General features: G+C 61.8%; 13 protein-coding genes. 7 read left to right on the forward strand and 6 right to left on the reverse strand.

Annotation, left to right across the window (positions count from 1 at the left end; all coding sequences use genetic code 11):
* Positions 1–246 precede the first annotated feature (246 nt).
* Entirely contained in the window at positions 247–1,086 is an 840-nt protein-coding gene (locus V1475_RS01800) for a universal stress protein (protein WP_434290301.1), read from the forward strand.
* Between the two features lie 123 nt (positions 1,087–1,209).
* On the opposite strand, the gene fnrL is transcribed toward V1475_RS01800, so the two are convergent.
* Positions 1,210–1,950 (reverse strand): transcriptional regulator FnrL, encoded by a 741-nt coding sequence (fnrL, locus tag V1475_RS01805; RefSeq protein ID WP_066702717.1) that lies wholly within the window; start codon positions 1,948–1,950, stop codon positions 1,210–1,212.
* 66 nt (positions 1,951–2,016) lie between these two features.
* On the opposite strand from fnrL, the gene hemN reads away from it, so the two are divergent.
* A complete protein-coding gene (gene hemN / locus V1475_RS01810) occupies positions 2,017–3,372 on the forward strand; it encodes an oxygen-independent coproporphyrinogen III oxidase (RefSeq protein ID WP_479411382.1) in 1,356 nt (451 codons plus the stop codon).
* A gap of 117 nt (positions 3,373–3,489) precedes the next feature.
* Complete coding sequence (locus tag V1475_RS01815) at positions 3,490–4,884, forward strand: FAD-binding oxidoreductase (RefSeq protein ID WP_479411383.1); 1,395 nt, start codon at positions 3,490–3,492, stop codon at positions 4,882–4,884.
* 3 nt (positions 4,885–4,887) lie between these two features.
* On the opposite strand, the gene hemC is transcribed toward V1475_RS01815, so the two are convergent.
* Positions 4,888–5,832: a hydroxymethylbilane synthase gene (hemC, locus tag V1475_RS01820; RefSeq protein ID WP_479411384.1), complete on the reverse strand. Its 945-nt coding sequence runs from the start codon at positions 5,830–5,832 to the stop codon at positions 4,888–4,890.
* 113 nt (positions 5,833–5,945) lie between these two features.
* Here hemC and hemE point away from each other — a divergent pair, with 113 nt between their 5' ends.
* Positions 5,946–6,980, forward strand: coding sequence for a uroporphyrinogen decarboxylase (gene hemE / locus V1475_RS01825; protein WP_479411385.1), 1,035 nt, complete (start codon positions 5,946–5,948; stop codon positions 6,978–6,980).
* 73 nt (positions 6,981–7,053) lie between these two features.
* Here hemE and hemF read toward each other — a convergent pair whose 3' ends face one another.
* The gene (gene hemF, locus V1475_RS01830) at positions 7,054–7,947 is read right to left on the reverse strand and encodes an oxygen-dependent coproporphyrinogen oxidase (RefSeq protein WP_479411386.1); all 894 of its coding nucleotides are present in this window, start codon (positions 7,945–7,947) and stop codon (positions 7,054–7,056) included.
* A gap of 118 nt (positions 7,948–8,065) precedes the next feature.
* Between hemF and V1475_RS01835 the strand changes: the two genes are divergently transcribed.
* Positions 8,066–8,440 carry a hypothetical protein gene (locus V1475_RS01835; protein WP_479411387.1) on the forward strand — a complete coding sequence of 125 codons (375 nt, stop codon included), beginning with the start codon at positions 8,066–8,068 and terminating at the stop codon, positions 8,438–8,440.
* Between the two features lie 3 nt (positions 8,441–8,443).
* Here the strand turns inward: V1475_RS01835 and V1475_RS01840 are convergent, their stop codons facing one another.
* From V1475_RS01840 to clpS, 3 genes are read right to left on the reverse strand one after another with little or no spacing between them, the layout of a single operon-like run.
* Positions 8,444–9,256 (reverse strand): SDR family NAD(P)-dependent oxidoreductase, encoded by an 813-nt coding sequence (locus V1475_RS01840; protein ID WP_479411388.1) that lies wholly within the window; start codon positions 9,254–9,256, stop codon positions 8,444–8,446.
* A gap of 27 nt (positions 9,257–9,283) precedes the next feature.
* The gene (locus V1475_RS01845) at positions 9,284–10,264 is read right to left on the reverse strand and encodes a class I SAM-dependent methyltransferase (protein ID WP_479411389.1); all 981 of its coding nucleotides are present in this window, start codon (positions 10,262–10,264) and stop codon (positions 9,284–9,286) included.
* Positions 10,265–10,277: 13 nt separating this feature from the next.
* Positions 10,278–10,604 carry an ATP-dependent Clp protease adapter ClpS gene (gene clpS, locus V1475_RS01850; RefSeq protein WP_211309169.1) on the reverse strand — a complete coding sequence of 109 codons (327 nt, stop codon included), beginning with the start codon at positions 10,602–10,604 and terminating at the stop codon, positions 10,278–10,280.
* A 138-nt stretch (positions 10,605–10,742) separates the two neighbouring features.
* Between clpS and V1475_RS01855 the strand changes: the two genes are divergently transcribed.
* Together V1475_RS01855 and V1475_RS01860 are read left to right on the forward strand one after the other, a co-directional pair.
* Positions 10,743–11,441, forward strand: a complete 699-nt coding sequence (locus tag V1475_RS01855) for an HAD family hydrolase (protein WP_479411390.1) — start codon at positions 10,743–10,745, stop codon at positions 11,439–11,441.
* A gap of 187 nt (positions 11,442–11,628) precedes the next feature.
* A complete protein-coding gene (locus V1475_RS01860; RefSeq protein ID WP_434290284.1) occupies positions 11,629–13,245 on the forward strand; it encodes a serine hydrolase in 1,617 nt (538 codons plus the stop codon).
* Positions 13,246–13,298: the final 53 nt, after the last annotated feature.

Below are 13,298 nucleotides of genomic sequence, written 5' to 3' on the forward strand. Positions count from 1 at the left end.
AAACACTGCCATTTACGATTTTTATGCGTCGATATGACAGCAGGCATCTGCATGCCCGCGCCAATCGGTCGCACCCTGTTCGCATGGACAAATTTGCCGCAAAAAAGCTATCCCGAAAACTTATATTTCCAATAGACCTTTACTCTGTGACCAAAACCGCGTTTTTTGTTGATCTCCGTCAAAGCGAGATTTCCTTTGCGGGACCATGATTTCGGCAATGATACACACCACCCGTGGGAGGCGGACATGCCCTTCAAAACCATCACAACCATCATGTGCAACATGGAGGCCGACCGCCACGCTCTGGATGCGGCGGTGGCCCTCGCCCGGAAAGAAGAGGGGCATCTTGATGTGATCTGCCTCGGCCTCGACCGGACGCAACCCGGCTTTTATTACGCCGGCACCAATGCCATGGCGCTTCAGGACAACCTGCAACAGGCCCAGGCCGACAGCAAAAAGATCGAACAAGAGGTCAGCGACTACCTCAAGGCCGAAGAAATTCCGTGGTTCACCAACCCGGTGACGGCGCAAATGGCTGGCCTGACCCCGCAGCTCGCGCATTTCCTGCGCTTCTCCGATGTCGTCGTCCTGCCCCGCCCCTACGGTCAGGGTCGCGGTCACGAACATGAAGAGATTCTCGAAGCCGCCCTGTTCTCCGGCCATGTTCCGGTGCTCGTCGTCCCCGATGGCGTGAACATTCCGGACAACATCGACCGCGTGGTCGTGGCCTGGAACGAAAGCGCCGAAGCCCTCGGCGCGGTGCGTGCCGCTCTGCCGATCCTGCAAAAGGCCGATCTGGTGGACATCACCATCATCGACCCGCCGCAACACGGTCCCGACCGTTCCGATCCGGGCGGCTCGCTTTGCCAGATGCTCGTGCGTCACGGCGTGCGCGCCGAGGTCTCCGTGCTCGCCAAAACCATGCCGCGCATCTCCGACGTGCTCGTGCGTCAATTGAAAGACAAGGATGCCGACATTCTGGTGATGGGGGCCTATGGCCATTCGCGCTTCCGCGAATCCATCCTCGGCGGCGCAACCCGTCACATGCTCGAACTGGCCGACATTCCGGTTCTGATGTCGCACTGAGACGTTTTCGGGCATAGTCCGATCGGCACAGTCCTCCCTCATGTGCCGGTCGGGAATACCAGGCCCAAAAAGAAACCCCGCAGATCGCTCTGCGGGGTTTCTTTTTATAATCAAAGTGATGGATCAGACCATCAGCCCACCGTCATTGTCATCGCCAGTCTCGATCTGCAACCGGTCGAAATCGGGAATGATCACCTTGCGCTTGCCTTCGAGCGTGATCACCCCGTCGCGTTTGAGCGCAGAGATCTGCCGCGACACGGTCTCAAGCGTCAGCCCGAGGTAATCGGCCATCGCCTCGCGCGTCAGCGGCAGTTCGAAATCCATCCCATCGCCTGCCGTGGTCAGCGCCAACGACGCCTCGCGCCGGGCGATGATGGCCAGAAGCGAGGCGATTTTTTCCCGCGCGGTCTTGCGCCCGAGAATCAACATCCATTCCCGCGCCGCATCCAATTCGTCGAGCGTCATTTCAAGCAGGCGCTGCGCCACATGCGGCGTGCGGATCATCATCTGCTCGAACGGCTTACGGCGGAAACAGCAGAGCGTGAGATTCGACACAGCCACCACATCGTAAGGCGCCGCATCGCGCCCCGGACGCCCAAGGAAATCCGACGGCAGCAACAGCCCGACCATCTGGGTCCGCCCGTCCTCCATCGCCTGACTGAGCGAGGCCACGCCAGTCACCACCGAGGCCACGAAATCCATCCGGTCGCCGGACCACACGATCGGCTGACCGGCTTCGTAGGAACGATAGTATTTGATCGCATCGAGTTCTTCGAGCTCATCCGCCTCGCAGCGCGCACAGACGGACCGATGCCGGATCGGGCAGGACCCGCACTCTTTATGGTCAAACACAATTTCGTTCATTCGCGCGCTCGCAATTCTTGATCTGGGTCAATGCACCCGATCTTTGATGGGCTACAGCGTATCTCTATGAACAAACACACGCAACTCCGCAAGCTTGGCCTTTTTGACGCTCGTGTCCCCCGGTACACAAGCTACCCGACCGCGCCGCATTTTTCCGACACCGTCGGAGGGAATGACGTGGCCGAGTGGCTTTCCGCGCTCAATCCCGCCGAGCCGATCTCGCTTTATGTCCATGTTCCGTTTTGCCGCCGCCTCTGCTGGTTCTGCGCCTGCCGGACTCAGGGCACCACGACAGCCGGACCGGTCGCGGCCTATGTCGAAACGCTGAAAGCGGAGCTTGCGCTTGTGAAGGCGCATTTGCCCGAGGGCATCGAGATCGGCCATCTGCATTGGGGGGGCGGCACGCCAACGCTTCTGGAAGCCGGGATGATCGCCGATCTCTCGGGCGCGATCCGTGACCTCGCGCCTTTCGCGCAAGACTACGAGTTCTCTGTCGAAGTCGACCCGAACGAGATCGACGACGCGCGTCTCGATGCGCTCGCCGAAGCGGGGATGAACCGCGCCTCCATCGGCGTGCAGGACTTCGATCCGCAGATTCAGGAAACCATCGGCCGCATTCAGTCCTATGAGACCACGAAAGCCGCCGTCGAGGGCCTCCGCGCCCGTGGCATTCGCTCTCTGAATGCCGACATTCTCTATGGGCTTCCGGGCCAGACCCGGGAGAAAATCTCCGAGAGCGTGCAGAAACTCCTGTCGCTCTCGCCAGACCGGGTGGCGTTGTTCGGCTATGCTCATGTGCCCTGGATGGCCCGGCGGCAGAACATGATCCCGACCGACGAACTTCCGACGCCCGAAGAGCGGCTCGACCTGTTCAACACCGCCCGCGACCTTTTCGTCTGGGACAATTACGCCGAGATCGGCATCGACCATTTTGCGAAAAAGGGCGACGGGCTCGAAGTCGCCCTGCGCACCGGCAAGCTACGCCGCAATTTCCAGGGCTATACCGACGACAAATGCCCGACCATGGTCGGCATCGGTGCCTCTTCGATTGCGAAATATCCGGGCGGTTATGCCCAGAACCAGCCCTCGACCTCGAAATATCAGGCCGATGTGCGCGCGGGTCTCCTGCCCATCGCCAAGGGCCACCGCTTCACCGAAGAGGACCACCTGCGCGGTCGGATCATCGAGGCGCTGATGTGCGATTTCCGCGTCGAGGCGGCGGAACTGTCTGAGGTCTACGGTCTCACACAAGCGGAATTCAACGACTTCGCGACCAGCGCCGCCGAAGCCTTCCCCGAGATGCTCGACATCTCGTCCGAACGCATCGTGATCCGTGAAGAGGCCCGCCCGCTCACCCGCATGATCGCGCGCCACTTCGATGCCTATGACATGACACAGGCGCAACACTCCTCCGCCGTCTGAGCGCATCACCTCCCAAACGCCGAAAAAGACCCGCCAATAGCGCGGGTCTTTCTCTGTCTGGCCCTTGCCATTGCCAGGGATTTGCAGGACACCCGGCGGACAAACCGGAGACCGATCATGGACATTCTTTCCCGCCTCAAAGCCATTACGCCCCATGTGCTCACGGGCGACGACGCCCTGCCCTATGGCCGCGACTGGGTCGGAAAATATGAAACCTCTCCCTTGGCCGTGGTCCGTCCTCGCACGACCGCCGAGGTTTCCGCCATTCTGGCGCTCTGCCATGAGACCGAAACGCCTGTGGTCCCGATGGGCGGCAACACAGGCCTGACGGGCGCGACTGCCGCAGACGGCGCGCTGATCCTTTCCCTCGACCGGATGCAGACGATCCGCGAGATCCGCCCGGAGGCCCGCATCGCCGTGGTCGAGGCAGGCGTGATCCTACAGGACCTGCACGACGCCGCCGAGGCCCATGGCCTGACCTACCCGATGACCTTCGGCGCACGCGGCTCCGCCCGGATCGGCGGCACGCTTGCGACCAACGCCGGTGGCTCGAACGTGCTGCGCTATGGCAACACCCGCGATCTGTGTCTCGGCGTCGAAGTGGTTCTGGCCGACGGGCGGGTGCTCGATCTGATGAGCGAGCTGCATAAGGACAATTCGGGCTACGACTTGCGCGATCTGATGATCGGCTCGGAGGGCACGCTGGGCGTCATCACCGCCGCCGTGCTGAAACTCTACCCCGCACCGCTCGCGCATGCCACGGCCATGGTCACCACCACCGGGCTGTCCGCTGCGCTCAACCTGTTGAACGCGCTCCAGACCCGCACCGGCGGTATGGTCGAGGCCTTCGAGTACATGCCGCGCGGCTATATGGACAACCTCGCCCGCTTCCGCGCCGATCTGGCCCCGCCTCTGGGCCACGATCAGGATCACACGATTTTCCTAGAGATCGGCTCCACCATGTTGCGAGATTGCACCCCCGACGAGACCGGGCAGATCCCGCTCGTCACCCATCTCGAAGAGACGCTGGGCGTGTTGTTCGAAGAGGGTCTGGTGCTCGACGCAGCGCTCGCGCAATCCGAAGCGCAGCGCGCGCTGATGTGGGAAATCCGCGAAGCCGCAGCAGAGATTTCCACCGCCGAGAAACCCGTGGTGATCAACGACCTATGTCTGCCGCTCGACCGGCTTGAGGCTTTCATGGATCAGGCGGAAACACGTCTGCGTACGCTCGATCCGGGGTTCAAAACCTGCCCCGTCGCGCATCTGGGCGACGGCAATATTCACTATACCGTGTACCCGAGCACCTATGAGTTGGCCGATCCCCTGATGGAAGAGGTCGAGGAAATCGTGCGTGAAATGGGCGGCAGTTTCTCCGCAGAACACGGCATCGGCCTGTCGAAACTGCCCTCGATGGAGCGCCGTAAAAATCCGGTGGCTCTGGAGATGATGCGCGCGGTGAAAGCGGCCTTTGACCCGAAAGGCATTCTAAACCCCGGAAAAACGCTGCCCTAAACGTTATTTCCAGTCGAAGAACCCGGCGCCCGCGCGTTCCAGAAGTTTCGTCGCCATCTCGACGCCCATCGCGGCGGCATCCTCGACCGCGCCGGACATATCGTCCGTCAGACTTTCCGAACCATCGGTGCGCAGAATCTCTCCGCGCAGACGAATGGTCCCGCCATCGACCTCGGCCAGCCCGGCAATCGGGGTCTGACAAGAGCCGTCGAGCTTCGTAAGAAACGCCCGCTCACAGGCCATCGCCTGCCCGGTCGTCTTGTCATGCAGTGCGGCCAACATCTCCGCGACCATCGCGTCACCCTCGCGCCGCTCGATGGAAATCGCGCCCTGCGCCACGGCGGGCAGCATCTCTTCGGCCGTCACGGCGCGGCGCGGCACATGATCGTAGCCCAGCCGATTGAGCCCGGCCATCGCGAGGAACGTCGCATCCGCCACGCCCTCTTCGAGCTTTTGCAACCGGGTCTGCACCGAGCCGCGGAATTCCACGACCTCAAGGTCCGGGCGCTTGTTCAACAACTGCGCCTTGCGACGGAGCGAGGAGGACCCGACCACAGCCCCCTGCGGCAGATCGGCCAGCGCCTTGCCATCGAGTGTGATGAAGGCGTCAAACGGGTTCTCGCGCGGCAGATAGGTGTCGAGGATCAACCCCTCCGGCTGCATCACCGACATGTCTTTGGTGGAATGCACCGCAATGTCGATTTCGCCGGTCAGAAGAAATTCCTCGATCTCCTTGGAGAACAGCCCCTTGCCGCCCAGCTCGCGCAAGGAGCGGTCCTGAACCCGGTCGCCGCGCGTGGAAATTGTCACGATCTCGAACGCATCCTCCGGCAGATCGAAGGCCGTCATAAGGCGCGACCGCGTCTCAAAGGCCTGCGCCAAAGCGAGCGGCGAGCCACGGGTGCCGATTTTCAGGGGGGCTGCGGGGGTCGGAAGTGTCACTGTCATGGCCAAGGCTTACCTGCGGCGGATCGGCCTGACAAGCGTCGAAAACACCCTCTGCGCTTGACAAAAGCGCGCAAGCCGGGGACCAGTGCGGGGATGATGACGGGAGGCCCGAAATGACCGACAAGACGATCCTGAAAGCGCTCAGAGGCGAGGTACAAAAGGTGCCGCCGATCTGGATGATGCGGCAAGCCGGGCGCTACCTGCCGGAATATCGCGCAACGCGCGCCGAAGCAGGCGATTTCCTGTCGCTGTGTTACAATTCGGATCTGGCCGCCGAGGTGACTTTGCAACCGATCCGACGCTATGGCTTCGATGCGGCGATCCTGTTCGCCGATATCCTGTTGTTGCCGCAGGCGCTTGGGGCCGATCTCTGGTTCGTCACCGGCGAAGGCCCGCGCCTGTCGACCATCACAGAGGATGCGGATTTCGCAAAACTCAAGGGCAAGGACGACATTCACGACACGCTTGCCCCGGTCTATGAGACCGTGCGCATCCTGTCGCGCGAATTGCCGAAGGAAACGACGCTGATCGGTTTCGCCGGGGCTCCGTGGACAGTGGCGACCTATATGATCGCCGGGCGCGGCACCCCCGATCAGGGGCCCGCGCATGCGCTGCGGATGGGCAACACGGCGCTGTTCGAAAAGGTCATTGATCTCTTGACCGAAGGCACCATCGAATATCTCGACCAGCAAATTCAGGCCGGTGCCGAAGTGGTGAAAATCTTCGATAGCTGGGCCGGGAGCCTCAAGGGCGAAGCGTTCGAGAAATACGCCGTCGAACCGACCCGCAAGATCACGGCAGAGCTGAAAGCCCGCCACCCCGGCATCCCGGTGATCGGCTTCCCCCGCGAGGCGGGCGAGGGTTATATCGGCTTTCACGCCAAGACCGGCGTCGATTGCGTCGCGCTCGACAATTCCGTCACCCCGGAATGGGGCGCGACCAATGTGCAAAAAGACGGCTGCGTGCAGGGCAATCTGGCGTCCTCGCATATGGTCACGGGCGGTCAGGCGCTGATCGACGAGGTCCGCCATGTGCGCGAGGCTTTCTCGAAAGGCCCGCATATTTTCAACCTCGGCCACGGCATCACGCCGGACGCGGACCCGGACAATGTCAGCCTGATGATCGAGACGCTGCGCGAAAACGCCTGAACGACGAAAGACCTAAACGAGAAAGCCCCGCCAAAAGCGGGGCTTTTTGAGTATTTAGGCCATCAGAAAGCCGTCACACCCATTTCGCCATCGGTGGCAGGGACATCAGTACGGCGTCAGGGTTGTGCCCCGTCTCCAACCCGAATTTCGTGCCCCGGTCATAGACGAGGTTGTATTCGGCATAGAGCCCGCGATGGACGAGTTGGCGATCCTTGTCGGCCTCGTTCCACGGCGTATCGCGGCGTTTTTCCGTCACCCCGAGGAAAGCGGGCAGGAAGGCGCGCCCCACGTCCTGAGTGAAGGCAAAGTCCTTTTCCCAGTCGCCCGTGTTGAGATCGTCATAGAAAATGCCGCCCACGCCACGCGCCCGCCCCCGGTGCGGGATATAGAAATACTCGTCCGCCCAGGCTTTGAAGCGTGGGTAATACTCGGGATCGTGGCGATCGCAGTGCTCTTTCTGAATCGCGTGGAACGCCGCCGTGTCTTCGGCATATTCGATGCAGGGATTGAGATCCGAGCCGCCCCCGAACCACCAGCCATGCGGGGTCCAGAACATCCGGGTGTTCATGTGGACCGCAGGCGTATGGGGGTTCTGCATATGCGCGACAAGGGAGATTCCCGCCGCCCAGAAACGCGGATCGTTCTTCATCCCCGGAAGACCCTTGCGTGCCGCCATGGCCATCTGGGCCCGCTCGCCCAACGTGCCGTAAACGGTGGAGACATTGACCCCGACCTTCTCGAACACCCGCCCGCCGCGCATCACCGACATGAGACCACCGCCCGCATCCGATCCGTCCTCGGCGTCGCGCGTGGTTTCCGTCACCTCGAAGCGGCCGGCATGATGCCCTGCGAAAGGCTCGCTGAGCTGGGTGTCTTCCAGAGCCTCGAAAGCCGACACGATCTGATCGCGCAACTGGCGGAACCACGCACTCGCGCGCGCCTTCTCATGGGTCATCTCATGTGTCATGGGGTCTCCTCTTCGCCGTCGGCGAGAGGTAACAACAAGATGGCATCGGGGGCAAGCACCCTTCCCCTGCGACGGAAACGCGCTATGATCGCGTGTATATGAGGAAAGGAGATTTCCGATGCGTTGGCTCATTCCACTGGCGGTGCTGCCGCTGCTCGTCGCCTGTTCCGAACAACAGATGTGCATTTCCCGTGCGACCAAGGATTTGCGTCAGGTTCAGAGCTTTATCAAAGAGGCCGAAGGCAATCTCGGCCGCGGTTACGCGCTCGTCGAGAAAGAATATATCGACTACGACATTGAGCGCTGCGGCACCAATGACGAAGGCAAGCCGATCTTCTGTCGTGTGCCGGATGTCCACACCCGCATGGTGCCGAAATCCATCGACCTGGATGCCGAAGCCGCGAAGCTCGCCGCTCTCAAGAAGAAAGAGGCCCAGCTTCAGATCGAGGCGAATACCGCCATCGAGGCCTGCAAGGTGCAGTATCCCGAGTGATCGTCAATGCGTGGGCGCAAGCACCGGATCGACCAGCGTGCGCCCGCCATCCACGGTCAGGATTTGTCCGGTCATAAAGCCTGAGCCCTCAGACACGAGGTATTGCACGGTTTCCGCCACATCGGTGGCCGGTGCCACGCGCCCCATCGGGGTCTTGGCGATGATCTCGCTACGGTAATCGGGATTGTCCGACAGCATGTCCTGAAGGCTCGAACTCATCACCGACCCGAACGCCACGGCATTGACGCGGATGCGATGCGGCGCAAGCGCCACCGCCATCGCCCGCGTCATCTGATCCACCGCGCCCGACGAGATCGAAAAGGCCAGAAGTTCCGGCTGACAGCGCCGTGCGGCGATCGAGGACAGGTTGACGATGGCACCGACACTGGTATCGCCCTCTTCGGATTTCTCCGCGTTCTTGATCATCCATTTCGCCACCTGCTGAATGAGCCGCAGCGAGGTCATCAGGTTCTGATCGATCAACTGGGCGACATTGTCGTCCTCGACCGACAGCGGGTCGCTCATCGCCACCTGACGCGAGGCATTGACCAGAATATCGACCCCGTCGAACGCATCGATCGTCGCCGACAACAGGTTCGCGATGGTTAGTTTTTCCCGCAAATCGCCCGCGAAATACGCCACCTCCGGATTTTCACCGCCAACGAGATCGCCGTATTCCGCCGAAAGACTGGCCTCATCCATATCCGCGCACATCACCCGTGCGCCCTGAGCCAGGAAATGCCGGGCGATAGCGAGTCCGACGCCATTGGCCGCACCTGTGATGATCGCGGTCTTGCCTTCGATGGAAAAGCTCATGCTGGCTCCTGTGTGTTTGCTCAGACCCTAGGGCCTCTTGGCCGCTTTGCGAAGGGGTTTCGCGGCGTGCAGCAATTTGAAGCCCCCCGAGGTGCCGATCTCGGCATATGTGCCGAAACAGGCGGCGAGCGTCGCCTCATAGGGCAACTGTCGGTTCGCCACCAGCCAAAGCTCGCCATGGGGCGCAAGCATCCGGCTGGCCGCCTCGATGAACGCCTGCCCAAGCGCCGGATCGGCGGCGCGGCTGGTGTGAAACGGCGGGTTCATGATCACCGCATCAAGCGGTTTGGGCGGGGTAAAACGCGTGGCGTCTTCCCAGTGAAACGTCACCCGCGGATCGTCGAGATTGTCGCGTGCGCAGGCAAGGGCGGCCGCTTCCGCCTCGACCACATGCAATTCCTTGACGCCGTCGCGGGCAAGGATCGCGCGAGAGAGATAGCCCCAGCCCGCACCGAGATCGGCAATTTTCGCCGGGAGCTTTTCCGGTAATGCGGCAACCAGCGCCTCGGAAGCCTTGTCGATCCGGTCGACCGAAAACACACCCAAACGGGTGGTGAACCCCTCGATCAGATGCAGCGGGCCGGGATCGGTCCAGTCGGAAAAATCGCCCCCGGTGAATGCGACAGCCTTGCCATGCGCCTTGGAAACGATCTGCCCGACCGTCGCGCGTTTCTTCAGCTCTTTCAGAATGCTGTCGATGCCGTCGGTCTTTTGCCCGTCGACGATCACCAGATCCGCACGACTGGCCGCATCGGCGATCAGCGCATGCGCCTCCGCCTTGGAGCGCGGCACCAGAACCACGGCCAGATCGAACCGTCCTGCGGCCTCGGTCCTGACATCATACCCGCGCGCCGTCAGGGCATCGACATCGGGTTTGAACCCCTGCACGATCTGCACCGTCGCGCCGTCCAGAGCCGACAGGTCCACATCGCCATGCGAGCGATAGACCACGGCGGTCGTCACGGGGGCAGAGCCCTCAAGGATCAGGGGGAGACGTGCGGACAGCATGGCGGGGAAACGCCTATTCCTTTTCCATCGTGCATTGCAGCGGGTGCTGGTGGCGGCGGGCGAATTCCATCACCTGCTGCACCTTGGTCTCCGCAATCTCGAAAGGAAACACCCCCACCACGGCAAGGCCTTTCTTGTGCACGGTCAACATGATCTCGGTCGCATGTGCGTGACCGATGCCGAAAAACCGCTCGAGCACCAGCACAACGAATTCCATCGGCGTGTAATCGTCGTTCAAGAGCAAGACTTTGTAGAGCGGCGGGCGTTTGGTCTTCGGCCGGGTCTTGAGCGCAAGACCGACATCGCCGTCGTCGTTCGACCGGTCGTCATTGTCTGCCATCATCTGAGGCGCGAGGATCACTCTGTCGTCTCCGGTTTCACGTTGCTACATCTTGGCGGGATCATTTGCCGATATATAGCCCCTTTTGCGCATGAATAAAGAGGGTTATGCCGAAAGCGGTAAAGGAACGCCGATCACATGCCCGATAAACTCGCTACAATCGCCTTCGATGCCGACGACACCCTGTGGGAAAACGAAGAGTTCTTCCGCATCACTCAGGACAGATTCGCCGAGCTTCTGACCGATTTCACCGAAGCCGATCACCTCGCCGAACGCCTGCTGGCCGCCGAGCGGCGCAACCTCGGGCATTACGGCTTCGGCATCAAGGGTTTCGTCCTCTCGATGATCGAAACCGCCATCGAAGTGACCGAGGAGCGCGTCCCCGCCGCCGTCATCAGTGAATTGATCGCCGCCGGTCAGGAGATGTTACACCATCCGATCCATCTGCTCGACGGGGTCGAGGAAACCGTGGGCGCCCTGGCCGAAACCCATAAGATCCTCTTGGTGACCAAGGGGGATTTGCTCGATCAGGAGCGCAAACTCGCCCAGTCCGGGCTGGGCGATCTGTTCGACGGGGTCGAGGTGGTCTCCACCAAGACGCCCGAGGTCTACCGCAGCCTCTTCGCCCGTCATGGCGTCGAACCCGACCGCGCGATGATGGTCGGCAATTCGATGAAATCCGACGTTCTGCCCCCGATCGAGGTCGGAGCCTGGGGCGTCTATGTCCCGCATAACATCACCTGGGCCCTCGAACATGCCGAAGCGCCGGAGGGCCATCCGCGATACCGCAGCCTTTCGACGCTGCGCGAGTTGCCGGTTCTGATCGGCTCGCTCTGAGAAAATCGCATTGGGCATGCGCCCGATGTGGTGGAATGCCGCCCTGCCGCCACCAAATATGGCGTTGCAACAATACACGCCTTGAAAACCCTTGAAAATTGGTGGTTTTCTCGACGCAAAGCCTGTGCTAGCTTTTGACCAAACACAAGTCGGGCGACATGATCCGACAAGACGAGGCAGAGTTATCATGAAGAGCAACGTGCAGGCACGGGGTGTCCCGCGTGCCGGAACAGGACGCATTTTCCCTCTCCTTCTGATCGCCTTCGCGATGATGATCGCGATGTCGGCGCGCACCATGGCTGCGGAATACGCCGCTCTGGTGATGGATGCGCGCAACGGCAAGGTGCTTCACGCCACCAATGCCGACACCCGGTTGCACCCGGCATCGCTCACCAAGATGATGACGCTCTACATCGCCTTCGAGGCCATTGAACACGGCGAAATTTCACTCGATGACGATGTGACGATCTCCCGCAATGCCGCCAATGAGGCGCCCTCGAAACTCGGTCTCAGCCCCGGTCAGAAAATCAAGCTGCGCTATCTGATCCGCGCCGCCGCCGTGAAATCCGCCAACGATGCCGCAACCGCCATCGGCGAGGCCATCGAAGGCTCGGAGGCCGCCTTTGCGCGTCGGATGAATCGCACGGCCAAGGCGCTCGGCATGTCGCGCACCACCTTCAAGAACGCCCATGGCCTCACCGAGGAGGGCCACCTTTCGACCGCCCGTGACATGAGCGTCCTCGGGCGGCACCTGTTTTACGACTATCCCGATTATTACAACCTGTTCTCCCGCACCACCGCCGATGCAGGTGTGCGCATGGTGTCCCATACCAACACACGCTTCCTGACCTCCTATGAAGGCGCGGACGGCATCAAGACCGGGTACACCGTCGCGTCCGGGTTCAACCTCACCGCCTCGGCCCACCGGGGCGATCAGCGCATCATCACCACCGTGTTCGGCGGCAAATCCACCGCCACGCGCAATGCCAAGGTGGCGGAGCTGATGGACCTCGGCTTCAAACGTGCACCGAGCCGTGTCGCCGTGGTGAAACCCGCGAAACCGCCCTACCTCGGCAAGATCGGCGGCGATACGGTCATGGTGGCCGCCAATCAGGACACACCCGCCACCGTGTCGAAAATCATTCGCGTGAGCACCAAGATGAGTGCGAGCCCGCTGCCGAAACTGCGCCCGGCGCAGGCTCTGGCGCCGGAAACCGAAGAGCTTCTGCTCGCGGCGTCTGACGATGTGATGTCGGCGCTGGCGAAAGCCGAACAGGACGCCGCCATCCTCGCCGCCGCCAGCGATGCCGCCACAGAGGCCACGACGCTTCTGGCCGAGGCTGCGCGCGCTCAACCCAGCGAAATGCCCGCAGTGACACCGACACTCGCACCGCAAACCGCCCCCACCGAAATCAAACCTGTCGTCGCTCAGGCGGTCGTTCCCACCGTCGCTCCGCTGCCACGGCCCGCAACGCTGCAACTCGCCTCCATCGAACCGACCTCCGCCATCGCCGTCGAGCCGGCTGTCAGTGCCCCCGAGGTGGTCACCCGGCTGTCGACCTCCGGCAACCGCTACTGGGGCATCAACATCGGCACCTATGGCAGCGAATACGAGGCCCGCAAGGAGCTCCTGAAAACCGCGCTGAGCGAGGTGGAGATGCTCGACGGTGCGCTGCGCAAGGTGGTGCAGACCAAGCGCGGTTTCGACGCAAACTTCCTCGGCATGACCGAGGACATGGCGGCGCTCACCTGCCGCCGTCTCGAAGCCCGTGGCACCGATTGCAACACGATCGGGCCGTCCTGAGCCCATCCCTCCCAGACGCAAAAAGGCGACCTTCACCGGTCGCCTTTTTTCAT

Source organism: Celeribacter sp. SCSIO 80838, assembly GCF_056498065.1.

Bases quoted from the DNA above. Each gene is read 5' to 3' on its own strand.
- V1475_RS01840 (WP_479411388.1), bottom strand. From the start codon at position 9,256: ATGAGCTTTTCCATCGAAGGCAAGACCGCGATCATCACAGGTGCGGCC.
- hemE (WP_479411385.1), top strand. From the start codon at position 5,946: ATGACCGACAAGACGATCCTGAAAGCGCTCAGAGGCGAGGTACAAAAG.
- clpS (WP_211309169.1), bottom strand. From the start codon at position 10,604: ATGGCAGACAATGACGACCGGTCGAACGACGACGGCGATGTCGGTCTT.
- fnrL (WP_066702717.1), bottom strand. From the start codon at position 1,950: ATGAACGAAATTGTGTTTGACCATAAAGAGTGCGGGTCCTGCCCGATC.
- V1475_RS01845 (WP_479411389.1), bottom strand. From the start codon at position 10,264: ATGCTGTCCGCACGTCTCCCCCTGATCCTTGAGGGCTCTGCCCCCGTG.
- V1475_RS01800 (WP_434290301.1), top strand. From the start codon at position 247: ATGCCCTTCAAAACCATCACAACCATCATGTGCAACATGGAGGCCGAC.
- V1475_RS01835 (WP_479411387.1), top strand. From the start codon at position 8,066: ATGCGTTGGCTCATTCCACTGGCGGTGCTGCCGCTGCTCGTCGCCTGT.
- hemC (WP_479411384.1), bottom strand. From the start codon at position 5,832: ATGACAGTGACACTTCCGACCCCCGCAGCCCCCCTGAAAATCGGCACC.
- V1475_RS01855 (WP_479411390.1), top strand. From the start codon at position 10,743: ATGCCCGATAAACTCGCTACAATCGCCTTCGATGCCGACGACACCCTG.
- V1475_RS01860 (WP_434290284.1), top strand. From the start codon at position 11,629: ATGAAGAGCAACGTGCAGGCACGGGGTGTCCCGCGTGCCGGAACAGGA.
- hemN (WP_479411382.1), top strand. From the start codon at position 2,017: ATGAACAAACACACGCAACTCCGCAAGCTTGGCCTTTTTGACGCTCGT.
- hemF (WP_479411386.1), bottom strand. From the start codon at position 7,947: ATGACACATGAGATGACCCATGAGAAGGCGCGCGCGAGTGCGTGGTTC.
- V1475_RS01815 (WP_479411383.1), top strand. From the start codon at position 3,490: ATGGACATTCTTTCCCGCCTCAAAGCCATTACGCCCCATGTGCTCACG.